The following is a 24,754-nucleotide window of genomic DNA, read 5'->3' as shown; positions in this document are numbered from 1 at the left end:
CACCTTATCCATCGTGTAACCCAGGAATTTCTCGGCGGAGAAGCCGATCGCGATGAAGAAAATGACGTAGGTGCATGCCAGAGCCCATGGGGTGCCCAACTTGATTCGCAGGGCGGGCTGGGGCTGAGAGCGCTGGGTCTGTTGGGCGTCTGGAGAGCTCGCTTGTGGGGACTCGCTCTCGATGCTGAAGAGGAGCTGGGACTGCGCCAGGGTGAAGAGCAGGAGCGCGGCGAAGGCCCCGAGGGCAGTCTTGTCCTGGCCCAGCATCAGCGTTATTGACTGCCTCCATGGTGGGGCTCCTTTGTCGTCCGGGGCATTGGATGGACACGTGGCCATACGGATGTGACGGAGCCACCGAGGCGGAGACGGCTCCAGCGGCCCCCCGGACACTGGCGAGCTGACACCCTCCGCGGGGCGCCTATGTGGAGAGCCCGCGGATGATGAGCGCGGCCAGGGTCGAGGCCGCCCTGGTCTCCTCGACTCGGCCTCGAATCATCTCCCGCGAAATCGCCTCCGCCGCGCCGATGATTCCGACACAGCGCAGGTGGAGCTCCTCCTTCGACAGGTTCGTGTAGGGCGCGAACGCCTCACAATAGAGGGCCACGTAGCTGTCGATCAGCTCCCGCTGGAAGGCCTCCATCTCCTCGTCGCCCTTCAGCGCGGCCGAGATGGCATGCCACTCCGGGCCCATCGACGTGTAGCAATGCATGTAGGCGCGGCTCACCACACGGGCGACGTCTTCCAGCCGGCGCCGTGTGCGCTCGAGCGCATCCTGCAGCACCTTGACCTGCCGGGCGTCCATCTCCGCGTAGAGCGCGATGAGCAGCCCGGAACGTGTCTTGAAATGCTCGTAGGCCACCGGCTTGCTGACGCCAGCACGCTCGGCGAGATAGCCGAGCGTCAGCGCGTCCGTCCCCTCCTCGCGCACGATGGTCTGCGCGATGTCGAGCAACTGGTCGCGCCTCTGGGCCTTCGGCAGCTTCTTGCTGGATGTCTCGCTCATGGCAACGCGGCTCGCACCTGAACCGGTGTCAAGTGACTGTAACGCGCCTCCAGGCGCGGAGCACGAGTCGCTTCGCCGCGCCTCGCCCTCCCCACGAAGAAATCGTGGCGAACCTACCATCCGTAACCTACTAAAGGTAGGAATCCGGGCCGGATGGGCGCGGCCAATTCCGGCCATGCCGCCGTCCCGCCAGGCAGAGGAGCCCTCCCGCCATGTCCACGAATACGCAGCAACCCGTCCTCATCATCGGAGGCTCCGGCCTCGTTGGCTCCCAGGCCGCGAAGATGCTCCGCCGGCTCCAACCGGACCTGCCCATCACCATTGGAGGACGCGACCTGGCCCGGGCCGATGCTGTCGCCAGGGAGGTGGGCGGCGCGGATACCGCGAGGATCGACCTGGAGCGACCCGACCTGGGCCTGCCCGCCGGGAAGTCCTTCAGCGCGATCGCCATGTTCCTGAAGGACGACACCCTCAACTCGCTGCGGTACGCGCAGGCCAGGGGGGCGGCCTACCTCGGCATCTCGACGGCCCTGTTCGAAATCGGACCGGAGGTGGGGTTCTACGTCGCCAGACCCGGCAGCGCGCCCATCCTCATGGACAGCCTCTGGCTGGCGGGAGCCGCCACGCTGCCGGCCCTGCACTTCGCCAGGGAGTTCCGGACCCTCGAGGCCATCGAAATCGCAGCCGTTCTCGATGAGGAGGACCTGGGCGGACCCGCGGCGTATGCCGACTTCGAGCGCATGACGAAGGTCACGGCGAGCGCCCTCCGCCTCGAGGACGGCAAGTGGCGCTGGGTCCAGGGAGCGGACGCGGCACGCACCCTCGTGGGCGTGGACGGGGCGGAGCTGCGGGTCCAGGCCTACGCGCCGCTCGATCTCATGAGCCTTGCCGGGGCGACCGACGCCCGGTCCATCCGGTTCGACCTCGCGGTGGGGCAGTCGGCGACCCGCAGGCGCGGCGAGCCCTTCTCGACGGAAATCATCATCGAGCTGGTGGGCCAGCAGCGGGATGGAACGACGGGACGCGTCCGCTACGAGCTCGTCCATCCGGCGGGTCAGGCGCCCGTGACGGCCCAGTGCGTCGCCGTGGGCCTCGAGCGGTTGCTCGGCCTCGCGGGCGGCCCGCCCGTGGCGCCAGGGCTCTACCTCCCGCACGTTCTCATCGACCCGGCCTACATGGTGCGGCGCCTGGAGGAGATCGGCACCCGCATCCGCCGGGTGTGATGTCCTCCAGTTCAAGGTGGCGGTTCGCCAGCCGCGATGCGCTGTACGAATCCCTGACACCATCACGCCACCCACCCGAGGAGAACCCCATGCGCTGACGTGCGCCAGGGGGTGGCTCCGCGCCTCATCCTCCCCGGGGAGGCGCGGGCGGGGCGGCATTCGTCCCCAGCCGTCTTTTCAGCTCCGCGAGCGCGGAGCTTCCCGGGCCATTACACGCGAGCACGTCCACGATGGCGGCGGCGGGGATGGCGCGCGGAACTTCAGGTACGCCGCCAGGGACGCATGCGCCGCCGCCAGCACCGCGAAGCCGGTGGGCACGCTCTCGCGAATGAGGATGTACATCTTCAGGTGCCCACCGTCATCCACGCTCATGCGAGAACTCCCGGGTGCCGGTGATGCTCTCGCGGACGCCCCCTCCACCCGCTCCCTGACGGTGCACCCCCTCGGCCACGCCTCTGGGCCCAATCGGTGAGACGAAGCTACGCCTGGGCCTGTGCACGAGCCGTGGAGCCTCCCGTGAGCTGACGCGCTCGGGCCCGGGCGTTGAACAGCAGTTCCTCCAGGTGCTCCTGCTTCATCGGCGTCCTCGCCAGCACCGAGTCCGTGGCACGGTAGAGGAGCGTTGCCAGATCCAGCAGCACCGGACGCAGCCGCTTGCCGAAAAGCACCGCGCTCGCAGCCGCACCGGAGCCGAGTAGGAACGAGGGAAGATCGAACTTCACGCAGACACCTCCAGGGATTGGACAGAGACACGTGAAGCCCCTGACCTCCTCTAGGTGGAGCCGCTCCCCCCTCGGTGCAAGGTGCCATGACCCACGGCCCCAGACCGAGGGGCGGAGCGGCCCTCCCCCGCCCGCTTGCACACGAGGAGACCCGTGCCTGGGGGAGCGTGAGGTGCCGGGGGAGGATGTAAGCTGTCACCCGTCTCAGCCCTTCAGGCCACTTCGGGAGACGCCCTCGATGACGTGCCGCTGGGCGAGCACGAACAGGATGATCGCCGGGATGCTGGCGAGGACACCACCCGCCATGATCACCGGATAGTTCGTCGTGTAGGCGCCCTGGAGGATGGACAACCCGGGCGGAAGCGTGAAGCTCCCCGGGCTGAACAGCACGTACACCGGCCAGATGAAGTCGTTGTAGTTGATGAGGAACGACAGCACCGTCAGCGTCGCGATGCCGGGACGGGAGAGCGGCAGGATGACCCGGTAGAAGATCTGCCACTGATTGGCGCCCTCGATCAGCGCCGCCTCTTCCAGCTCCCGGGGCAGTGACGTGAAGAACTGGCGCATGAAGAAGACGCCGAAGGCGCTCCCCGCGCCAGGCACGATCAGCGCCCATAGCGAGTCGAGCCAACCGAGGCTGTTGACGATCAAGAAGTTGGGAATCAGGAACACGAAGGTCGGGATGAACAGCGTCCCGACGATCAACCCGAACAGCACCCGCCTGCCGGGGAACTCCAGCCGGGCCAGGGCGTACGCGGCCAGGATGGACGTGCCCACCACCAGCAGCGCGTTGGCCGTGGCCGTGAGGATGCTGTTGAGGAACCAGCGCAGCACCGGCGTCTCGGAGCCCAGCGAGAGCAGGGGGACGTAGGCCTCGGTCGTGAAGGGCCTCGGAATCCACGACGGCGGCAGCCGGGTCGCGTCGGCGTTCGTCTTCAGCGACGTGCTCAGCATCCAGAGCAGCGGCGCCACGAAGACCCACGTCAGCAGCAGGAGCAGGACGTAGAACGGGAGCCGCGCGAGCGGGCGGGTGGTGGCGCGCATCACGTGTCCTCCTGCCGGAGGAGGCGGAAGTTGAAGGCGCTGATCACCAGCAGCGTGAGGGCGAGGACGTAGCTCATGGCCGCGGCGCTGCCCATGCGGAAGGTGCGCAGGCCCGTGTCGGCGATGAACATGATCGCGGTGCGCGTCTCGTTGGCCGGGGCGCCACGGGTGACGAGGTACGACTGGCCGAACATGTTGGCCGAGCCGAGGAGCGTCATCGTGAGCACGAGCAGCAGCACCGGCTTCAAGCCCGGCACCGTGACGTGGAGGAACCGCTGCCAGCGGGTGGCCCCGTCGACCTTCGCGGCGTCGTACAGCTCGCGTGGGATGTCCTGCAGCCCGGCGAGGTAGATGATCGCGTTGAACCCCAGCGTCCACCACACCGTCATGCCCACCAGGGAGATCCACGCCCACGGCACGTCGGTGGTCCACGGGATGGTCGCGGACAGGCTCTGGTTGATCAGGCCGATGTGGGGATCCAGCAGGAACCGCCAGAGCACGCCGACCACGGCCACGCCGAGCACGTAGGGCGCGAAGTAGACGGCGCGGAAGAACGTGCGGCCGGGGAACTCGCGGTTGAGCAGCAGCGCGACGAGCAGGGGCACCGTGACGAGGAACGGCACGCTGAACAGCGTGAACAGTCCGGTGGCCCTCATGCTCTGCCAGAAGTCACTGAAGTCACGCGACTCCGGCGAGAAGAGGTTCTGGTAGTTGCGCAATCCGACCCAGGGCTTGCGAGGCAGCAGGAAGTCCCAGTCGTGCAGGCTGATCCACAACCCGTAGAGGGCCGGCAGCACCACGAAGACCCCGAACAGCACCAGGTACGGGGCGAGGAAGAGGTACGGCGTCGCGCGGCCCGCACGACGGATCGGCCGGGGCTCGGGACTCAAGCTCTGCAGTTGGGGGCCTTGCGTTCGCATGAGGGTCAGTCGCCGTATTTCTCATGGTTGTCCCGCACCACCTGGGTGGCCTGCGCCGCGGCCGACTTCAGCGCGTCGGCGGGCGACGCCTTGCCGAGCACCGCCTGGTTCACGGCCTTGTCCACCATCGCCAGCGCGTCGGCGATGCCCGCGACCGCTGGCGGGAAGCGGATGTACGGCGCCTGCCGGGCGAACTGGACCTGCGCCTCCATCGCGTTGAACTCCGGGCTCTCCGCCACGCTCCTGAGCACCGGAATCTTGCCGCTCGCGAGCCACTCCACGGAGCGCTGACTCATCCACTGGATGAAGACGCGCGTGGCCTCCAGCTTCTCCTTGTTCGGCGAGCGCTGCCTCAGCAGCACGAACTGGTGGGAGTTGCCCCAGACCGCGTCCTGTATGCCGATCCTCGGAATCGGCGCCACTCCCCACTCGAGCCGCGGCACCTCGTCGAACGCGTTGATCTGCCAGATGCCGTTCCAGTTGAAGGCGTTCTCTCCGTTCTGCAGCGCGATGACGTCCGCGTCCTGGCCAACGTTCGGCGGGCTGTAGCCCTTCTTCACCAGGTCCACCATCCACGTCAGCGCCTTCACGCCAGCGTCGGAGTCGAAGGTCGCCCGGGTGACGTCCGGGTCGAACAACTCTCCGCCGAACTGCCACAGCAGGGACTCGAACTGGAGTGTCCCGGTGAAGGGAAAGGGCGACATCCAGTGGCCCTGGATACCGTTCCTCTCGAGTTGCTCGAGCGCCGCCATGTACTCGTCGCGCGTCCGTGGCGGCTTCTCCGGGTCGAGCCCGGCCCGCCGCAGGACCGCCTTGTTGTAGAACATCCCGAGCGGATGCATGTCGAACGGGATGCCGTAGCGTCTGCCCTTGTAGAGGCCGCCCCGCCACACCTCCCGCGAGATGTAATCGGATTCCTTCAGCCCGAGCGTCTGGGCCAGGTCATCGATCGGAACCAGGATGCCGCGCGCGGCGTTGGTCGGGATGTCGTCGATGTGCATGACGCAGACATCGGGAGCCTGTCCGCTGATGACCGCGCCCGGGACCTTCTGGAAGAAGTCGGCCCAGACGTAGATGTTCATCTTCACCTGGATGCCCGGTGTCGACCTGTTGAAGTCCCCGACGAGCTTCTTGATGTACTCGCCGTCACCTCCGGTGAAGCCGTTCCAGAACGTCAGCGTGACGGTCGAGCTCCTCGGCTCCCTGGGCGTGCTCGACTCCCGGCACCCGCCGAGGGCGACGGAGGCCCCCGCTCCGAGCGCCCACGTCATGAAATGCCTGCGACTCAGTTCCAGGGGGAAGGGGCGTCCAGACATCGTCCGGCGGGTATGCCACACAGGAAGTCCACGACCGGCCACGATGGACCCGGGGTGTCCATCAGCGTGCGTCTCGCGCGCTCGCCTCGCGCGAACACCCTCCCCATCAGGTCACTCCTGGACATCCACGGGCATCACACCCACACCCACACCCCGTATCGACACGGCCAAGTGAGAGCCTGTCACTCCCGGTGCAGGCCGCACGCGGAGGCCGGCGTGGCGCCACCCGTCTCCTACCCGGGCAGGCCATTTAGGAGAGGGTCACCCGTTGGGGTGGTAGGATCCTCCACGTGCCGCGTTGCGTGACATGTGGGCAGCGTTGGGAGGGGACCCACGCACACTGTCCCCGAGGAGCCACTCCGACCCAAGCCCCCTTCACGGGGCCTGGTCGGAGGGAGCCGTTGCTCGCCATTGCCGGCTACCACCAGGAGGGAGTGGTGGCGCGCGGCGGCTTCGGCACGATCTACTCCGCGCGGCGCGAGCACGACGGCCTGCACGTGGCCATCAAGGTGGCCCATCCCGAGGTGCCCCTGGCACGCGTCCAGCTCGCCCGCGAGGCCGAGGTGCTGCGCGTCATCGGCCCGCCCACCGTGCCCACCGTGCACGACTCGGGCACCCTGCCCGGCGGCGCGCCCTTCCTCATCATGCAGTTCATCACCCTGCCCACCCTGGCCCGGCGTCTGGCGCAGCTGTCCGGCCCCATGCCGCTGGCCGAGCTCACCTCACGCTCGAGGGCCCTGCTGGACGCGCTCGAGGCGGTGCACGGCCACGGCTACCTCCATGGCGACCTCAAGCCGGAGAACGTCTTCCTCGATGACGCCACGCGCTCGGCCGGCTTCTTCGACTTCGGCCTCGCGCGGCCCGTGCACACCCAGGTCCCCTCCTCCGCCGAGGAGCCCACCCCCCCCATCGGTGACTCCTTCGTGGGCACCGTCGAGTACATGTCCCCCGAGCAGTGCTCGGGCCAGGCGGACCTGGATGTGCGCTCGGACATCTACTCCCTGGGCATCCTCCTCTACGAGATGCTCACCGGCCGGCCTCCCTTCTTCGGCACCCCGGCCGACGTCATCCACGCGCACCTGGCGCGCCGGCCCCTGCGCCCCTCGGAGCTGGTGCCCGTGCCCACCGCGCTCGAGCAGGTCGTGCTGCGCTGCCTCGCCAAGGAGCGTGAGCGCCGCTACGACACCGTGGCCACCCTGAAGCTCGCGCTCGAGGAGGCGCTGGCCAGCACCGCGAAGCCGCCCTCCCCCGTGCTGTCCCTGTTCCCCCCACTGGAGAAGGCCTCGCCCACGCCGCCCACGCCGGTGCGGCGCTCGGTGGCGGTGCTCTTCTTCCGCTCGGGCGCCAACCCCATCACCGTGCAGAAGGCGCTCGCCAGCTTCGGCGGGCAGATGGCCTTCCACGAGGGTACCCGCTTCGCCGGCGCCTTTGATCCGGACGCGGGGGAGAACCCCGTGCAGCGCGCCCGGCAGGCCGCCGAGGGTCTCGCCGCACAGAGTCTGGCGCCCGCCGCGCTGGTGGACGTGGCCACGGTGACGGTGCAGCGCCGTCCCGGGGGCCCCGCGCGCTACCTCGGCCCCATCTTCTCCCGGAAGGATCGCTACCCCACCGACGAGGACGCCTCTCCCCTGCTGCTCACCACCGCTGCGGCCGAGGCCCTGCCGGATCTGCTCTGCGAGCCGGTGCCGGATCGCGACGGCATCTACCGGCGTGTGTCCACCGCCATGGGGCGCGAGGACGTCACCATCCTCCAGCATGGCAGCGGGGTGCTGGTGGGCCGCGGCAACGAGCTGGCCGAGCTGATGGAGAGCGCGGGCCTGGCGCTGGTGGAGGGCGCGCCCACGCTCGTCACCGTGTTGGGGGACCGGGGCCATGGCAAGACGCACCTGGGCGCCGCCCTCACGCAGCAGCTCCAGGTGGCCCTGCCCCACGCGCAGGTGGCCACGTGGCGCGCCCGCGAGCCGGTGCAAGGCGATCCCGAGGGCACCCTGCGCATGCTGCTGCGCGGCGCGTTGTACGGCTTCCGCAGCGACACCGAGGTGACGGGCTCCGACCACGAGGGCCGAGCCACGTGCTTCGAGCTGCTGGGAGCGCAGCTGGCCACGGAGCTGTGGCCCGGCGTGGCGTCCACCCTGGGGTGGCTGGCCCCCGGGGCCGCCGGGCTGCAGAACTGGGCGGCGGCACCCGGCGCGCTGCGCTCCCTGGCCATGCGCGCCGCCGGTGAGCTGCTGGCCGCGCGCGCCCGCCGCCAGCCCCTGTGCCTCATCCTCGACGACGCGCACTACGCCGAGGAGACGGCGCTGGACGCGCTCGAGTACGCCGCGCTCGCCGAGTCCCACCTGCCCCTCTGGGTGTGCGTGCTGGCGCGCCCGGGCTTCGAGCGCCTGCGCCCCTCCTGGGGTACGCGCGCCGCCCGCCGTCAGGAGATGCAGCTCGGCGCCCTCGCTCCGTCCAGCGCGGTGGAGCTGTGCCGCACCCTGCTGCGCCCCGCGGAGAACATCCCCGTCGCCGCCCTCGAGCGCCTCACCGAGCGCGCCCAGCGCATCCCCCTCTTCCTGGTGGAGTTGGTGCGCGGCCTCAAGCGTCAGGGCCTGGTGCGCCAGCGCGCCAGCGGCGGGAGCTGGTTCCTGGCCACGGACGAGCTGGAGCGCATGCCCGAGCTGCGGCTGGTGGATTGGCTGGCGGACCGGGAGATGGGCGCCCTGCCGGTGGAGCTGGCCGCGCACGCGCGGCTGTGCGCGTTGCTCGGCCCGGACTTCACCGCCGCCGAGGCCGAGGGCGTGGTGCACGCGCTGGAGGAGGATGGAGGCGCGGCGGACTTCCCGTTGGATCCACGCCACGCCACGCGCCGGCTGTTGGACCTGGGCCTGTTGGTGAGCCACCGCCAGGAGGGCATCCGCTTCCGCAACGAGCTGCTGCGCGCCACGGTGGAGCGCTCGCTGCCCGAGGCGGACCGGGTGCGCATCCACCGCGCCGCCTTCCGGTACTACCTGAGCGAGGCGGGCGCCGCCGAGCGCCAGCGCCTCCCCCGTCTGGCCCTGCACGCCGCCGCCGCGGGCCTGCGCGACGAGGCCGCCGCCCTCTACATCGACCTGGCCGAGTCCGCGCGCGGCCGGCACGCGTACATCGAGGCCGAGTCCACCTATACGCGCGCGCTCGAGCTGCTGGACGCGGAGGACCGCAGGCGCCGGCTCACCGTGCTCCGGGGGCGGGGCCTCATGCGCTACCGCGTGGGGCGCTACGAGGACTCACTGGCGGACTTCGCCGCGGCGCGCGAGCTGGCCCGGCAGCTGGGAGCCCTCTCCGACGAGGTGGACCTGCTGCTGGACGAGGCCATGGCCTACGATTGGATCAACGACTACGCGCGCTCCGAGGAGCGGGTGTACGCGGCCCAGGAGCTGGCCTTCCGCTCGAAGCTGCAATCACCGCTGCTCCAGGTGCGGCTGCTGCTGGGCCTGGGGCGCGCGCAGTTCCGCAACGGCCAGTGGGAGGAGTGCTGCGAGCCCCTGCAGGAGGCGGCCGAGCGCGCCCGGAAGCTGGGGGACGCGGGCTATGAGTCGCGGGTGGTGGCCCAGCTGCTGCTCGGGGTCATCCTGCCCAACATCGGCCGCATGGACGAGGCGGAGCGCATCTTCGAGGAGGTCATCACCGCGTGCACCGAGCGCGGGGATCGGCTGCACCTGGGCAGCGCCATCAACAACCGGCGCAACCTGTGGGTGGCACGCAACGACTTCCAGGGCGCGATGCAGGACCAGGAGCGCTTCATGCACCTGGGGCGCGAGCTGGGCATGGTGGGTTGGGAGTACTTCGCCGAGCACAACATGGGCGAGCTGCTGCTCCAGGCGGGGGACGCGGAGGCGGCGGCGCCCCACATCGCCCGCGCCATCGAGCTGGAGCGGCACCATCCGGAGATGGCCCCGAGGCCCTGGGCGTTGCTGCTGCAGGCGCGGGCACTGGCCTACACCGGACGCAACGAGCGGGCGCGCGAGCTGCTGACGGAGATCCGCCAGACGCTGAAGCAGAGCGGCGCGGAGTTCAGCCCCTCGGAGGAGGTCATCTTCTCCACCGTGGACCTGGCCACACGGGACGCCAGCTGCGAGGAATGGCAGGCACTCCTGGCGCGCTCCAACGAGTACTCGGTGGAGCAGGAGCCACTGGAGGTGCTGGAGTTGCAGGCCCTGGCGCTGCTGCGGCGAGGCGAGCAGGTGGAGGCGGTGCGCATCCTGGAGGAGGCACTGCGCCGCGCCGGGACGATCCCCAACGTCATGGGGCGCCGTCTTCAGCGCAGCCTGGAGCGCGCGCGCCTCAGCCCCGCCGCGTGACTCACCCCGGCGGCTGGAGGAAGCCGAGCGCGAGCAGCGCGGCGATGAGCACGCCCACGAGGGACTCGCCGACGATGAGGCCCGCGCCCGCCGACTGGACCGTCTGCATGGAGGAAGGCCGGAGGCGGCGCACGGCCAGGGCCACCAGCGCGCCCAGGCACAGCGTCACCGCGTAGTAGGCCGGCACGACGAAGCCGATGCCCATGGCCGCCGCCGAGGGCAGCAGGGGCGCCAGCTTCCCACGCGCCCCCACCGAGAGCAGGACGCCCAGGGCGAAGGCCAGGCCCGTGGCCAGCGTGGACGAGGGCGGCATTCCGTCCAACCCGCGCGAGGTGAGCTCCGCCACGGCCTTGAACTGCAAGGCCGTGGGCACGGGCAACGCCTGTGAGCCCAGCCCGTGCACGGACACCAGCAGGAGGTAGGTGGGGACGGCCACGGCGGCGCCGAGCAACAACCCGGAGAGCTGGACGAGGAGCTGGCGGGAGGCACTGGCCCCCAGCAGGCGTCCGGACTGGAGCGACCACAGGCTCGCGCTCGTGTGGGACGCGGCACCCGATACCACCGCGGCGGCGGCGACGTTGAGGCCGGGCTGCCCCGGCGCCACCATGCCGAAGGCCCCCTGGGAGAGCTGCCCCACGGGGCTGATGGGCGCGATGTCCGACTGGCCCGTCGCGCGGGCGCACACCGCGCACAGCGGGAAGGCCAGCACCAGCGCCAGGAGGAAGTAGAGCGGGCTCAGCTGGAAGGCGAACCACGCCATGCCCAGCGTGAGGAGGATGGACGGAAGCACCGCCCTCGCCACCCACCGGCCCGCCGTGGACTCCCAGCCCTCGCCGTGCATCCCGAGCCCACGCAGGTCACCCACCGCGGCCGGTAGCGCGCGCACCTGGGACACGAGCGACGTGGCCGCCGCGCCCGCCATCAACCCCACTCCCGGCCAGAGGAGCCACGAGGAGAGGAGGTTGAAGTCAGTTCCCTGGACGAGCCCCGCGCGGACCAGCCACGGCGCCAGCCCCACCCACGCCACCAGAGAGCCCAGCAGGATGCTCAGCCCCGCCTGGGGGCCCACCAGCACGCCAATGCCCAGCAGCATCGGGTACCACCCGACGCCCAGCAACAGGCTGTCCGCGCCGAGCCCACCCACCCGCACCGTCGCGGGCAGCAATGAGGACACGGGCACGAGGCCACGCGCATCCCTCAGCCAGGTGAGCACCACGGAGGCGAGACCGCTCACCCACAGGCCGCGCGCGCGCGAGGCATAGGCCGAGCCGGTGGAGTGCAGCGTGGAGATGAGCTCCGCGGTGGCCGCCCCGGTGGGGAACGGCAGCGCCTCGTCCTCGAGCAGGCGCCGGCGCAGCGAGAAGGCGAACAGCACCCCGAGCGTCCCCAACCCCACGCCCCACAGCGCCACCGCCCAGCCGGGAGGCTGCGTGCCCAGGAGCGCGAGCGCGGGCACCGCTCCCAACAGCCCCGCGCTGGCGGGCATCGCGCCCACCGACACGGCCGTCGTCTGGGAGAGGTTCGTCTCGAGCGGGGACAGCGGAGCGCCACGCCGGGCGAGCGCAGACAGGCCACCGAAGGCCAGCAGCGAGGACAGCACGCAGCCGGACTCCCAGAAGCCCATCTTCAACCCCATGTAGACGTTGGTGACGGCCAACACCGAGCCGATGAGGCCGCCCGCCAACAGCGCGCGCGGCGTCAGCTCGGCCGGAGGGGACGACAGCGGGGAGACGGCATGGAGCGAACGCGGCGTGAACCCGTTCGGAGCCTGTTGCTGCATGGGGGCCATCCGGGCGTGCCCCGACTGCCTCTCACTCATCTCGTGCCCCCGGCGAGCGCGATGGGCGAGGGCGGAGAGGCCGCGGAGGCGGGGGACTGGGCGGAGCGGCCCACCAGCGCCCGGAGCTGCCGCAAATCGAGCGGCTTGCTGAGCTTCGGGTTGGGCACCTCCTGCAGGAAGCTCAGCGCGCGTGGGGTGAAGGCGCCCCCCGTCATGAACACCACCCGCTGGGCCTGGTCCGGCGCCGCGCGGTTCAGCTCGGCGTAGAGGTCCATGCCCGTCATCCCCGGCATCATCACGTCACAGAGGATGAGGTCGAAGCGGTTGCCCTGGTCCAGCAGCTTGAGCGCGGCCCGGGCGCCAGTGACGGTGGCCACCTCGTGCTCTGGCGACAGCGAGCGCTGGAGCGCCCGCGTCACGTAGGGCTCGTCGTCCACCACCAGGATGCGCGCCCGGCCCGGGGCGGGCACGGGCGCGGGCTCCGGCCGCGTCTCCGCGGGAACACCGGCCACCCCCAGGTGCACGCGGAAGGAGCTCCCCTTCCCCGGCGCGCTCTCCACGGCGATGCGCCCGCCCATGGAATCGATGATGCCGTGGCAGATGGACAGCCCCAGCCCCGTGCCCTCGCCCACCGATTTGGTGGTGAAGAAGGGATCGAAGATGCGCGCCTGCACCTCCGGCGGCATGCCCACGCCCGTGTCTCGCACCTCCACCACCACCTCGCCCGTACCGCTCTCGCGGATGACGACGCGAATCTCGTGGTCCTTCGCGTCCCCCTCGGGGATGGCGTGCGCCGCGTTGAGCAGCAGGTTGAGGAACACCTGGCACAGGCGCGACTCGTTGCCCTGCACCGAGGGCACGGGCTCGAACTGCGTCACCAGCCGGGCGCGGTGCTTGATGACGTTGTCCGCCATCTTGCACGCCAGCTCCACCGCCTTGCTCACCTCCACCGGCCCCAACCGGTCCTCCTGCTGGCCGCGGGCGAACGTCTTCAAGTCCCGCACGATGGAGGCGATGCGCTCGGCGCCCTCCACCGTCTCGCGCACCACCTGGTGGAGCGGCTCCACGGTCTCCGCCACCGGCGAGCTCCTCAACCGCTCCAACCCCTCGGAGACGAGGTGCAGGTTGACGAGCATGTACGCCAGCGGGTTGTTGATTTCGTGGGCCACGCCCGCGCCCAGCGTCCCCACCGAGGCCAGCCGGTCCGCCATCTGCAGCCGCGTCTGGAGCAGGCGGCGCTCGGTGGTGTCCCGGTGCACCAGGATGTGGGCGATGGTCCGCCCCTCCGCGTCGCGCAGTGGCGCCACCACGGACTCGCAGTAGCAGTGCGTGCCGTCGGGCCGCGTGAAGTCCATCTCGCCCGTCCACCGGCCCTGGCGCTCCAACGCCACGAGCACCTCGCCCGTGCGCTTGTCCTCCTCGCCCGGGCGCAGCAGCCCGAAGAGCGTCTGCCCGAGCGCCTCGGCCTTGCCCCGGCCGAACATCTTCTCCGCGCTCGCGTTCCAGTCGATGATGCGCCCGCTCCTGTCGGTGATGACCACGCCCTCGCACAGGCTCTCGAAGATGAGGGCCTGGCGGCGCAGCTCCTGCTCGGCCAGCTTGCGCTCGGTGATGTCCATCACCGTGCCGGTGATGCGCACGGGAGTGCCGGTCTCGTCGCACAGCACGTCGCCCTTGCAGGACAACCACCGGCCGCGCGCGCCCGCAACCTCGATGCGGTACTCCACGTCCAGATGGGCCCGCTGGGCGAGCGCCATGGACAGCGCCTCACGCACGCGCGGCAGGTCCCCCGGATGCACCACCTCGGACAGGTCCGTGGGGCGCCCCGACAGCGAGCCCACCGGCAGGGTCAGCAACCGGTCCACCTGCTCGGACCACGTCACCGCGCCGGTGACGGCGTTCCAGTCCCAGATGCCCACGCGCGCCGCGCTCAGCGCCTGCCGCAGCTGCTCCTCGCCCTGCTCCACCAGCTCGCGCATGGAGAAGCGCAACACCGTCACGGTTCCGATCTGGACCCGATCTCCCTCGTGCAGCTCGGCGGACGCGATGCGCACGCCATTGAGGTAGGTGCCATTGGTGGAGCCCAGATCGGCCAGGTGGAAGCCGCCCTCGGGCGTGCGCGTGATGCGCGCGTGCCGGCGCGACACGCCATGGTCGTTGATCTGAAACCCCGCGTCCGCGCCTCGTCCGAGCACGTGCTCCGGGGACTCGATGCGGAAGACCTTCCCGATCGCCGCCGGCGTCGTGGTGCTGGTGAGGATGAGGCACGCGCTCTCCGCGGAAGGGAGCGGCGTCGCCGGCCCTCCACACATCGTGAGGTCGTCCACCATCTTCATGGCCATGCTCTTCCCGGGGGCAGGAGTTCGTCAGCCTCGGAAGTATCCAGCAGAGAAGGGGCGGGCGGCACCTCACCAACCCGGTGCCGCGTCTGCCCATGCATCCACCACTGGACACCCCGCCCCGCGAGGGTAACCCAAGTGCCCGCCGCTCGACAGAGGACCCCCCCCCGCCGGAGTGAGTCCGCCACCAGTGCTAATCTTGAAGTGATGGCGGACACGGACAGCACTTTTCACATCCTCCCTCGCACGGAACGGACGCCACCCAGAGAGACCCCCGCTCGGGTGCAGCCCGCGCCTGGGGCGCTCGCTGGTGAGTACATGCTCAAGGCGGTGCTCGCCTCCGGGGGACATGGCGCGGTGTACGAAGCTGAACACCGCATTCTCGGCCGGCGCGCGGCGGTGAAGGTGCTGCATCCGCACCTGACCGATCAGGGTGAAATGTTGCAGCGCTTCGTGCGCGAGGCACGGGTCGTCAATCAGATACGCCACCCGCACATCGTCGACGTCTATGACTTCGGCATGCTGCCGGACGGCAGTCCCTACTATGTGATGGAGCTGCTGCCGGGGCGCACGCTCAGCCAGCTGCTGCAGGAGCGGGGGCGGCTGTCACCCGAGCGGGCGCTGGCCTTCCTCGAGCCGGTCTGCGCCGCGCTGGAGGCGGCCCACCAGGCGGGCGTGGTGCACCGGGACCTCAAGGCGAGCAATGTCGCCGTGGTGTCCGAGGCGGATCCACCCGTGGTGAAGCTGTTGGACTTCGGCATCGCCAAGTTCATCCACCCCGAGCCGGGACAGGAAGGACTGACGATGGCGGGCCAGCGGCTGGGCACCTCGCAGGCCATGGCGCCCGAGCAGTTCCGCGGCGGCAGCATCGGGCCCACCACGGACGTGTACGCGCTGGGCGTGCTGCTGTACCAGATGCTGACGGGCCACTACCCCTTCCAGTCCGACGACCGGATGGAGGTGGAGCGGATGCACCTGGAGGCACCGGCACCGCGGCCGAGCACCGAGGCCCCCGTGCCGCCCGCGGTGGACGCGGTGGTGCTGCGCTGCCTGGAGAAGGAGGCGGACCGGCGCTACCCGGACGTGGCCGCGTTCCGCGCCGCGCTGCGGGAGGCGGTGTCACCCGCGTCCGCGGAGCGGGTGACGGCCATGGGAAGGTGCGTGCGCGCCTTCGCCCTGCACGCGGAGGTGGTGCTCGAGGAAGGCGCCGAGGACGACGCCGCGTACGCCACCGTCTCCGAGGTGCTGGATGGCCTGGAGCAGGATCTGCGCGCCGCGGGCTTCGTGCTCGCCGTGCAGACGGGCATGGCGCTGCTGGGCGTCCGCCCGCTCGACGAGCCTCCTCATGCGAATGCGCACGAGCTGATGGAGATGGCGCGCGAGCTCCACCAACGCGCCCAGGCCCGGGCGGCCGGCACGCGCGTGAGCGTGCATGCCTGCATCCACGTGGGCCAGGTGGATGCGCGGCGCGGCCCCGAGGGCATCGAAGTCACGGGCGGTCCCCTGGCGGACATCGCCGGCTGGGTGGTGCGCGACGCGAGCGGTTTCGGCGTCACCCCCTCGGCCGCGCGCGCCTGCTCCCTGCCGCTCGCCGGCTGACGGGCGTCCTCCTCCTTCCCCTCCAACACCTGACATGAGGCCCTCCGGGGCCTCACGCGGACCTCGCACGTCCTGTCGTGAACCCCACACGTCCCCACCCCGGAGACGTGATGAGCCTTCAACTGCCTGACATCTCGCGCCCATCAGATTCCCAGACTCAACGGATCAGATGTCGCAATTCTGACCGATTAAACAGCCCTGACTGGAGTGTCCTTTTTTTCCAATCTCGCCGCGCTCACACTGATGGCGTGGAGTTCAGGCAGTCGGGCTATTTCCGAGGGGCTCCACGTGGGGGAATTACAGACATAGCGAAATTCCGCATCCGTTCCCAGGGGGGTGGACCCATGCTGTTGAAGACCTTCGAGTCTCGGCGCAGTGGTTGGGAGCTTCGTCCGGCGGCGGGTTGGAGTGGGTTGGTGGCACTCATGTTGGCTTGCACCACCGGGTGCGGACCAGCGGATGAGCTGCCTGAAGAAACACAAGAGCTGGGACGCAAGACGACGCAGCAGGTGGTCGTCGGCAATGGACTGAGCCTCAATGGACTGAGTCTCAATGGACTGAGCCTCAATGGACTGAGTCTCAATGGACTGAGTCTCAATGGCTTGTCGACGAGCAGCTTCGATTCCTGGTTCAAGGCCGACCCGGCGGTGCGCGACGAGGTCATGAAATACGTGGTGGCCTGCGCGGTCCCCGCCGGGCAGACACGCACGTACACGAACTCGAATACCCAGACGACCCATACCTGGAATGGCTCGCTGGGGCTGGCGGCGAGCTGGGCCAGCGGCGCGGCGGCCACCACGGCGGAGCTGCAGGTGGTGTCGGCCTGCATGGCGGCGCATGCCAACAAGTTCGGCATCCACGTCACCATTTCACTGTTGGGATTGGACGGGGCCGGCAACACCATCCCCTCCACGAGCCAGGAGCTGACGACCTACGGCCTCAAGGAGGCGTGCTTCTTCGGCAACCTCTTCGATGGGAGCACGGGCGTCTTCGGCTCCAACGATGGCCTCACCCTGAACAGCAACCAGAGCAGCCCGCGCGTGTGCGGCATCTCCGGTGTCCCCAATTCGTCGCAGTGCGTGCCCATGGTGTACCTGGGCAACTGCTCGACGTACTGCACGCGGGACGCGACCAACACCTTCTACACGTCCTGCACGTACAACGGCACCACCTACCGGCCCATCACCACGCGCATGAGGGCGGAGGACATCTACACCTGCGGAGATGGGGTGTGCCAGGCGACGGAGAAGTGCGGCACGGGCACCACGCCCGCCAGCTGCGCCGCCGATTGTGGCACCTGCTCGTGAGCCCCAGCCGGAAGGGCGGCCCGCGCGCCAGCGACGCGGACCACCCCGGCTCCAGGGCTACAGCTTGCCCAACTCCTGGTCCAGGTCGAGGAGGATGAACTCCGTGTCCTCGGCCTTGCCCTCGCGGCGGCCCGCGCTGAACGGGTAGTTGTTGTCATTGATGACGCCGATACGCCGGGAGTCGAAGACAACCACGTCCTCGATGGTGAGGAAGGGGAAGGAGAAGGTCTCGCCCAACCCCAGGGAGTCCTCCGACGCGGTGGTGATGCCGTCCGGGTCGGCGATCTTCATCAGGTCCACCACGAGCCGCTTGCTCACGGGCTTGCCGGCCTCGCCCAGCTTCACCTCGTAGATGGCCTTGTGCACGGCCTGGTCGCGCTCGAAGTTGTCGCGCTCGATGATGAGGCCGTGCGTGTCGTCGAAGAGGATGAAGTCGCCGATGTTGGTGCCCTTCTCCTCGAGCACGTACTCGTACTTCACGCCGGTGTAGCGGCGGCTCTCGATGTCGAACTCGTGGATGAGCAGGGTGCGCTCCTTGCCGCCCTTCAGCGGCTTCTCCAGCAGCGGCAGCAGCTTCTTGCCGTCCGGCGTGAGGGCCATGCCCTCGAAGCCGCCGCTCCCCGACACGCGGAAGGTGGAGCCGGGAGCGGTGGAGCGGTACGGCCAGGGCAGGCCCCCGAGCCACGGCGTGGTGTGGTCACCCTCGGGCTGGAGGTTGGTGCCATCGTCCGAGCCGGCGATGGAGCGGTCGGCGTACACCGGGTAGTCCCCCACGAGGTAGACGGTGCGGATGGACGGGTACTTCTCCTGGACGTGGAGCAGCGAGCGCCAGTCGAAGCTCTGGATGTCCGCCCGCTCCGCCAGGCCATTGTCGAGGATGACCTTCGCCACGGCGTCCGCGAAGGGGCCCGGCGCGATGGTGCGCGCGGCGAACTCGGCGCGCGGGTTGAGCTTCGTCTCGATGTTGAAGCGCACGCGCTCGGCGTTCTTCACGCGCTTCGCCGCGTCCGGGTGCGACTGGCCCGCGCCGCTCTTGTAGTACTGGACGTAGAACTTCACGAAGTCGAAGAGCTGCTGCAGCGTGGGCTTCGTGTAGGCGTCCGGCAGGCCCTTCTCCGCGGCGAAGGCCACGGACACGGGAGACAGCGCCCGGTCGTTCTTCTGCTCCGGACGGCCGGAGAGCAGCAGGTCGCAGATGAACCGGGACTGGAGCTCCGCCGCGGTGAGGTCCTTCACCAGCACCTGGTCGGCGGCCGTGTAGGAACCGCCATCCGCGCGGCGGCACTTGGCGGCCTCGATGCTCGGGTCATGGTCGAGCACGGGGACGCCATCCGAGGTGATGCCGGTGTCCGTCTCAAGCGTGGTCATCAGGTAGTCGAGCGCCACCTCCATGGCCGGCAGGGTGTTCTCCGGGCGGAGGTCGCGGCCACCGCGATGACCCTGGGCGTCGAACTTCGCCGGATCGATGAGGCCATCCGCGTCGAGGTAATCGCCGGGCGTGCCGTCCCCATTGGCGTCGAAGCCGCGCACGGCCTGGAGCAGGAGGTCCGGCCGGTCGCTGATGATACCGTCGACCTCGAGCGCGAGCAGTCCCTGCATCTCCGCCGCCGTATTCACCGTCCAGACGACGACGGGGTAACCGGCGGAGTGCAGCGAGCCCACGTTGAAGATGTCGCTGGTGGAGGCGGCGACGCCCGAGCCCGCGGGCGGCGCGAGCCGGCTGGGGACACCGGTGGCCGCGTTGCCGTCGTCGATCAGTGCGTACAGCGGCGCGAAGACGGGAGTCCGGTGGTTGCCGTGGGCACGGGCGTGGGCACGCACCGCGTTCATCACCCGGAGGGCCGAGGCCTCCTCGCTGAACGGGTTCTGCGGCGAGCGGAGCTGAAGGCCCTCGTTCTCGAAGTCCGGCAGGGGGATGGGCGCCTCGAGCAGCTTGCCCGTCGCGTCGGTGTGCAGCAGGAAGGGGCCGAACTCGTCACCGAACCAGAAGGTGCCGTCCTGGGTGCGCTGCATGGACTCGATGTCGAAGTCCGCGCCGGTGAGGATGCGCTCCGCGGTGAAGTGGTTCGTGATGGCGAAGGGGATCTTCTTGTCCGGATCCCTCAGCTCGAAGAACTTCTCCACGGTCAGGGTGCCGGAGCCGCCCGCTTTCGACTTGAAGTCCGGGCGCACCGTGTAGACGCGCAGGTGGTAGTCCGCCGAGTTCTCGATCGTTCCGTAGCCGTTGTCGGACATCACCAGGAAGGAGCCGTCCCGGTTGTCCGCCATCGCGGAGAAGCCCTGCACGGGCTGCGTCGCGAAGGGCACCTGGACGCCGTTCTTGTTGGTGCCGGAGAACTCACCCGAGGCGGGGCCCTCGGCGAAGGTGTCGGCGGGGAGCACGGCGCGGCCCGCGAGCTGGGGCTTCTCGGGCAGCGGCTCGGGGCCGGGCGGACGGGGCTCGTTGCTGGGGCAACCGGTGACGCAGGCCAGCAGGGCCGCGAACAACCACCGCGCGGAGGCCGGACGGAAGGAAGACGGTTTGAAGGTCATGAGCGCGGCGAGTACCGGAGATGCGTGGCGGCCCCATCGCGAGCGGGTGGAGTCTGCGTTACATCTCCACGCGCTTCAGCCGGAACACGTCGACATCGACGCCCTCCGAGAAGAGGGCCAACGGCGGCGCGGGAGGACGGGGGATGCCAGCGGCAGAGAGGAGCGACTCGTCCAGGCCCTCCACGTCGGCGCCCCGCACCTGATAGGGAGAGTGGTGCACCTGGCCGCGAAAGAGCACTCCGTTGGCGGTCGAGTAGAGGAAGTAGCGCTCGACGAGGAAGTGCTGGAGCGTGCCCGGAATGGACGTGGACACGCTCCCCCTGGGCGTGCAGCGCACGGAGCAGGTGGCCGGCGTGGGCCCCGGCCAGCGGCGCTCGGAGCGATAGGCGAACGACTCGCCCTGGGCACCCACGGTGAGCTCCATGCCCGCGTAGTGGTAGGGCAGCTTGAACCACGCCCGGGCGATCCTCACCGCGATGGCGTTGGCGGCCTCCAGGCTGAAGAACCAGACGCCCGGGTCCCTTCCCTTGAAGTGCACGTACGTGCGCACGTTCGTCTCGTGGAAGTCCGACAGGAAGCCCACCGCGGGCAGCCCTCGTGGCCGCACGCCGCGCATGGTGAAGGGCACCAGGCCCACCCATGCACGGCCATCGAAGGTGTCCAGCGTCAGCCCCGGCGGCAGCAGCGGCGCCACCACCTCCGGCGGGAACGACCAGTGGAGGAAGAGGAGCTGATGCCAGCGCTGGTACATCACCGGCCGCTCATCCGGCCGGCGCGTGGGGCTGATGCGATCGATGTCGGGCTCGGCGATGCGCTCGGACACGGAAAAGCCTCCGGAAAACGGACATTTTCATAATCCCCCTCGTCCGCGAGAGCCACATCCTCCCACCTTGTCACCAGGACAAGGCACCGGGAGGGGGTGGAAATGCACCCGGCAAATAGGCCAGAATGATTCAACCCCCCTGGAGTTTTGAAGGAGCGCTGAATGCAGGCAGGACTCGAGAGCCTCGGAATCGCGGTACCGGCCACGTACGTGGAGCTTGCGGAGCTGGCCAAGGCGCGTGGCGTGGCGCCGGGAAAGTACGTGGACGGGCTGGGTGTCACGCGGATGGCGGTGCCACAGGTGGACGAGGACACGGTGACGCTGGCGGCGCGCGCGGCGCGCATGGCGCTGGAGGCGGCCGGGTGCTCTCCGGAGGACGTGGGCATGCTGGTGGTGGGCACCGAGACGGCGGTGGACCACTCCAAGCCGGTGTCCTCGTACGTGCAGGGCCTGCTGGGGCTGTCCACGCGCTGCCGCGTCTTCGAGACGAAGCACGCGTGCTACGGCGGCACCGCGGCGCTGCAGATGGCGCTGGACTGGGTGCGCGCGGGCAGCGCGAAGGGGAAGAAGGCACTCATCATCTGTTCGGACATCGCCCGCTATGGCGTGGGCACGCCGGGTGAGCCCACCCAGGGCGGTGGCGCGGTGGCCCTGCTGGTGTCCGACAAGCCGAAGCTGCTGGCCATCGAGGCCGGGAAGACGGGCGTGTACGCCAAGGACGTGATGGACTTCTGGCGCCCGCTCTACTCGAAGGACGCGGTGGTGGACGGGCACTACTCGGTGCAGTGCTACCTGGACGCGCTCGAGGGCGCGTACAAGGCCTACCAGGAGGCAGCCGGGGACGCGGGTGAGGGCGGGCTGTACAGCGACCGCTTCGCCGCGCTCGTGTACCACGTGCCGTACGGGAAGATGTCGCGCAAGGCGCACCGTCACATCCGCACGCTGGATGGGGACAAGGAGCCGGATGCGAGCTTCGACAAGCTGGTGGGCCCCAGCCTCCTGCTGCCCTCGCAGGTGGGCAACATCTACACGGGCTCCATGTACCTGGCCCTGGCGAGCCTCCTGTCGTGCTCGCGCGAGGAGCTCTCGGGCAAGCGCATCGGCCTGTTCTCGTACGGCAGCGGCTCGTGCGCGGAGTTCTTCAGCGGCGTGGTTCAGCCCGAGGCCCAGGCGCGCGTGAAGGCGCTCGGCCTGGAGACGCTGCTGGAGCGGCGGCGCGCGCTGAGCATCCCCGAGTACGAGGCCATCATGGCCGCGCGCGAGAAGCTGGACGAGAAGCCCGCCGAGGAGACGCCGGGCGAGGGCTTCCGCTACCTGGGCACGCGCGATCACAAGCGCATCTACGCGCGCTGAGTGAAATTCCCCTCTCCCTTCGGGAGAGGGACGGGGTGAGGGTATCGGGTGCACCCGGGTTGAACCCGCTGTCCACACGGTGGGCCACGGGTTGGAGAACAGGCTCGGATACCCTCACCCCCACCCTCTCCCGAAGGGAGAGGGAGCATCGATCAGGGAATGAGGTAGTACGCCTCCTGCCGGGGCACGAAGAAGCGCCAGCCCTCGTCGGTGAGATACGCGGGATCCTCCGCCATCGCGAACACCTCCTGGCCGTCCCACTCGGGCACCGGGGCGCGCGTGTTGAGCTCGATGGCGATGTACGAGCCCGCGCGCAGATGCTGGGCCCCCTCCTTCCGGAGCGTGGCGCGGAAGTCGATGGAGGCGCCCAGTCCGTGCCCCTGGTTGCCCAGCGGATGCGAGTACACCTGCGCCTGGATTCCCTTCTCCTTCATCTCGGCCATCACCACCTCGTACACCTCGGAGGACGAGCGGCCCGGACGCGACGCCTTCACCAGCGCGTCCTGCAGCGCGTTCGTGTTCGCCAGCGCCCGCTTCAATCCCTCGGGTGCGTCCTTCTCTCCCTCGCGCAGCACATAGGCCATCTTCTGCCAATCGCTGTGCAGGCCCATGTAGCTGATGCCGAAGTCCACGTGCAGCAGATCCCCCCGCTGGATGACCACGTCCTCCCGCGACACCGCCAGGAAGCCGCGCGACGTCCCGCCCGTCTGCCCCTTGCGCTGCACGCGCAGGTCCGGCTGGAACCAGGTACCCACGCTCCGCCGCCCCAGCTCGTCGTACAGCCAGCGGCGCACGTCCCCCACCCGCGTCACGCCCGGCTTCACCACCTCGGACGAGAACGCCCGCTTCACCACCTGCTCCGTGAGCGCCACCAGCGTCCGGTAGTGCTCCAGCTCCTCGGGGATGCGCGTGTCCAGGTACTCCTCGATGAGCGGCGCCGCGCCGACGAAGCGCGCCTCCGCCTCGGACCCCAGGGCCTCCACGAGGTACGCATAGGAGTCCCGCGTCAGGCTGTGCGTCACCGCGCGCCTGCCATTGATTCCCAGGGCGATGGTGCGCGGCTGGTATTGTTTGTAGAGCTCGCCCAGCACCTGCTTGTACACGCGCGTCTCCTCCGGCACCTCGAAGAAGCGCGTGAGGTTCTCCTCGGCGTAGCTCGGCAGGGCGATCCTCCTCAGCCCCTGCTCTCCCGCGTCGATGAAGACGTAGACATCCCGGAAACCCGCGTAGGGCCTCGGCGGTGCCACGTACTGGGTGAGCGGATCATCGTGGAACTCCTCGTTCACGATGATCCACATGCCCACGCCGTGCCGGCGCATCATCGGCAGCAACAGCTCGTGACGCTTCGCGAGCCAGGCCTCGCGCACGGCGAGCTGCTCGGACCAGGACAGGAGCCGCGGCGTCTCCGGCTCCGGGGGAACCGGCCGGGCCGTGGCGCACGCCACGCTCAAGGCCAGCAACAGGCAGGGGACGGGCCAGCGGTTCATCACGGAGACTCCCAGGCGAAGAGGAGCCCCCAGCCTATCCGGTGTGCCATGAGGACGGGCCCCGAGAGCCCTGCCCGGCGGGCCGCGAGGAAGGCAAGGCTCCACGCCCTCATGGCGGGTCCCTGGTCAGGCGATTACACCCCCAGGGTGATCGATGTGAGAGACCCCCGTGTGCAGGACGCGCTGCTCCAGGCGTGTGACGAGCTCGGGCTGCCCCTCACCTACCGGGGCTGCGTGTACCCGCTCCTGCGAGACCCCGAGGGCGAGTGGCCCCTGTGCTGCGGCGGTGGCTGCTACCCCTGTGCCCAGACGCTCGTCGATGTCGCGGTGCGGACCCTGCAGCTGCTCGGGACTCCCCGCACCGCGCCCGTGCCGGGGTGAGCCTCAGCGCGCCTGCGTCTGCTCGGCCTGCGGCAGATCCGGGTCGATCGCGTGTTTGATCCACCCCACCGCCTTGGCCTCCCACTCCGGATCCTTCAGCGCGTCCATGTAACGCTCGTAGGCGTACACGCCCGTGGCCTTCGCCAGACGGAGGATCTGGATGAGCGCCACGGTGCTGTCGAGCACCACCACGGAGCGCTGCATGCCGTGGCCGCGCAGCCACACCATCGCCTCCTTGATGAGCTCCTGGGTGTCCGGCGGGTTCGCCTTCTGGGAGCGGGAGTCCACCATCATCCCGAAGGACTTGCCCTCCAGGGCGAGCACCCGGACCTTCAGATCCTCGAACCAGGCGCGCGCCTCCGCCGGCGTGATGTACCCGGGAGCGTGGACCCGAAAGCCATAATCCGTGGCGACGTTCTGTGGGACAGGCATCTCACTTGCCTCGTTGTCGTTCGGAGTGGAAAGGCCCCCGCGTGCCCGATCGAGCCGCGAAGGTGCCGCGCAGCTTAGCGAACCTCGCCAAAAGAGGTGCGGCGCCCTAGCACATCTTCATATTCAGCCGACCTGAAAAAATTTAACTTTACTGTTCCATACGGACGGGAA

At 69.6% G+C, this 24,754-nt stretch carries 18 protein-coding genes; 6 read left to right on the top strand and 12 right to left on the bottom strand.

Features of this window, described 5'->3' with window-relative positions; all coding sequences use genetic code 11:
- Positions 1–418: 418 nt before the first annotated feature.
- Complete coding sequence (locus tag JQX13_RS22330; RefSeq protein WP_203410945.1) at positions 419–1,003, bottom strand: TetR/AcrR family transcriptional regulator; 585 nt, start codon at positions 1,001–1,003, stop codon at positions 419–421.
- Positions 1,004–1,215: 212 nt separating this feature from the next.
- On the opposite strand from JQX13_RS22330, the gene JQX13_RS22325 reads away from it, so the two are divergent.
- Positions 1,216–2,226, top strand: coding sequence for an NAD(P)-dependent oxidoreductase (locus JQX13_RS22325; protein WP_203410944.1), 1,011 nt, complete (start codon positions 1,216–1,218; stop codon positions 2,224–2,226).
- 177 nt (positions 2,227–2,403) lie between these two features.
- On the opposite strand, the gene JQX13_RS22320 is transcribed toward JQX13_RS22325, so the two are convergent.
- The 5 genes from JQX13_RS22320 to JQX13_RS22300 all read right to left on the bottom strand — a co-directional run bounded on the left by JQX13_RS22320 (position 2,404) and on the right by JQX13_RS22300 (position 6,183).
- Positions 2,404–2,598 carry a hypothetical protein gene (locus JQX13_RS22320; RefSeq protein WP_203410943.1) on the bottom strand — a complete coding sequence of 65 codons (195 nt, stop codon included), beginning with the start codon at positions 2,596–2,598 and terminating at the stop codon, positions 2,404–2,406.
- Between the two features lie 107 nt (positions 2,599–2,705).
- Positions 2,706–2,948 carry a hypothetical protein gene (locus tag JQX13_RS22315; protein WP_203410942.1) on the bottom strand — a complete coding sequence of 81 codons (243 nt, stop codon included), beginning with the start codon at positions 2,946–2,948 and terminating at the stop codon, positions 2,706–2,708.
- A gap of 204 nt (positions 2,949–3,152) precedes the next feature.
- Entirely contained in the window at positions 3,153–3,992 is an 840-nt protein-coding gene (locus JQX13_RS22310) for a carbohydrate ABC transporter permease (protein ID WP_203410941.1), read from the bottom strand.
- Positions 3,992–4,912: a carbohydrate ABC transporter permease gene (locus JQX13_RS22305; RefSeq protein ID WP_203410940.1), complete on the bottom strand. Its 921-nt coding sequence runs from the start codon at positions 4,910–4,912 to the stop codon at positions 3,992–3,994. Before JQX13_RS22305 ends, JQX13_RS22310 begins: the two co-directional genes overlap by 1 nt.
- A 5-nt stretch (positions 4,913–4,917) precedes the next feature.
- On the bottom strand, positions 4,918–6,183 hold the full coding sequence (locus tag JQX13_RS22300; protein ID WP_239015022.1) for an ABC transporter substrate-binding protein: 1,266 nt from the start codon (positions 6,181–6,183) through the stop codon (positions 4,918–4,920).
- A gap of 446 nt (positions 6,184–6,629) precedes the next feature.
- Between JQX13_RS22300 and JQX13_RS22295 the strand changes: the two genes are divergently transcribed.
- A complete protein-coding gene (locus JQX13_RS22295) occupies positions 6,630–10,550 on the top strand; it encodes a serine/threonine-protein kinase PknK (RefSeq protein ID WP_239015020.1) in 3,921 nt (1,306 codons plus the stop codon).
- Between the two features lies 1 nt (position 10,551).
- Here the strand turns inward: JQX13_RS22295 and JQX13_RS22290 are convergent, their stop codons facing one another.
- Both JQX13_RS22290 and JQX13_RS22285 read right to left on the bottom strand, forming a co-directional pair.
- The gene (locus tag JQX13_RS22290) at positions 10,552–12,369 is read right to left on the bottom strand and encodes an OPT/YSL family transporter (protein WP_239015018.1); all 1,818 of its coding nucleotides are present in this window, start codon (positions 12,367–12,369) and stop codon (positions 10,552–10,554) included.
- Positions 12,366–14,672: an ATP-binding protein gene (locus JQX13_RS22285; RefSeq protein WP_203410937.1), complete on the bottom strand. Its 2,307-nt coding sequence runs from the start codon at positions 14,670–14,672 to the stop codon at positions 12,366–12,368. Before JQX13_RS22285 ends, JQX13_RS22290 begins: the two co-directional genes overlap by 4 nt.
- A 204-nt stretch (positions 14,673–14,876) precedes the next feature.
- Between JQX13_RS22285 and JQX13_RS22280 the strand changes: the two genes are divergently transcribed.
- Both JQX13_RS22280 and JQX13_RS22275 read left to right on the top strand, forming a co-directional pair.
- The gene (locus tag JQX13_RS22280) at positions 14,877–16,268 is read left to right on the top strand and encodes a serine/threonine-protein kinase (protein WP_203410936.1); all 1,392 of its coding nucleotides are present in this window, start codon (positions 14,877–14,879) and stop codon (positions 16,266–16,268) included.
- A gap of 344 nt (positions 16,269–16,612) precedes the next feature.
- Positions 16,613–17,575 (top strand): hypothetical protein, encoded by a 963-nt coding sequence (locus JQX13_RS22275; RefSeq protein WP_203410935.1) that lies wholly within the window; start codon positions 16,613–16,615, stop codon positions 17,573–17,575.
- A 57-nt stretch (positions 17,576–17,632) separates the two neighbouring features.
- Here the strand turns inward: JQX13_RS22275 and JQX13_RS22270 are convergent, their stop codons facing one another.
- Both JQX13_RS22270 and JQX13_RS22265 read right to left on the bottom strand, forming a co-directional pair.
- On the bottom strand, positions 17,633–20,107 hold the full coding sequence (locus JQX13_RS22270) for an esterase-like activity of phytase family protein (protein WP_203410934.1): 2,475 nt from the start codon (positions 20,105–20,107) through the stop codon (positions 17,633–17,635).
- Positions 20,108–20,165: 58 nt separating this feature from the next.
- Positions 20,166–20,930, bottom strand: coding sequence for a YqjF family protein (locus JQX13_RS22265; RefSeq protein WP_239015015.1), 765 nt, complete (start codon positions 20,928–20,930; stop codon positions 20,166–20,168).
- Between the two features lie 162 nt (positions 20,931–21,092).
- On the opposite strand from JQX13_RS22265, the gene JQX13_RS22260 reads away from it, so the two are divergent.
- Positions 21,093–22,283, top strand: a complete 1,191-nt coding sequence (locus JQX13_RS22260) for a hydroxymethylglutaryl-CoA synthase (RefSeq protein ID WP_203410933.1) — start codon at positions 21,093–21,095, stop codon at positions 22,281–22,283.
- 152 nt (positions 22,284–22,435) lie between these two features.
- Here JQX13_RS22260 and JQX13_RS22255 read toward each other — a convergent pair whose 3' ends face one another.
- A complete protein-coding gene (locus JQX13_RS22255; RefSeq protein WP_203410932.1) occupies positions 22,436–23,770 on the bottom strand; it encodes a M24 family metallopeptidase in 1,335 nt (444 codons plus the stop codon).
- A gap of 147 nt (positions 23,771–23,917) precedes the next feature.
- Here JQX13_RS22255 and JQX13_RS22250 point away from each other — a divergent pair, with 147 nt between their 5' ends.
- A complete protein-coding gene (locus JQX13_RS22250) occupies positions 23,918–24,151 on the top strand; it encodes a hypothetical protein (RefSeq protein WP_203410931.1) in 234 nt (77 codons plus the stop codon).
- Between the two features lie 3 nt (positions 24,152–24,154).
- Here JQX13_RS22250 and JQX13_RS22245 read toward each other — a convergent pair whose 3' ends face one another.
- A complete protein-coding gene (locus JQX13_RS22245; protein WP_203410930.1) occupies positions 24,155–24,583 on the bottom strand; it encodes a hypothetical protein in 429 nt (142 codons plus the stop codon).
- Between the last annotated feature and the right edge of the window lie 171 nt (positions 24,584–24,754).

It is taken from the genome of Archangium violaceum (genome assembly GCF_016859125.1).
In the GTDB taxonomy this organism is placed as follows: Bacteria; Myxococcota; Myxococcia; order Myxococcales; family Myxococcaceae; genus Archangium; species Archangium violaceum_A.
This window is presented reverse-complemented; position numbering and strand designations above follow the sequence as displayed.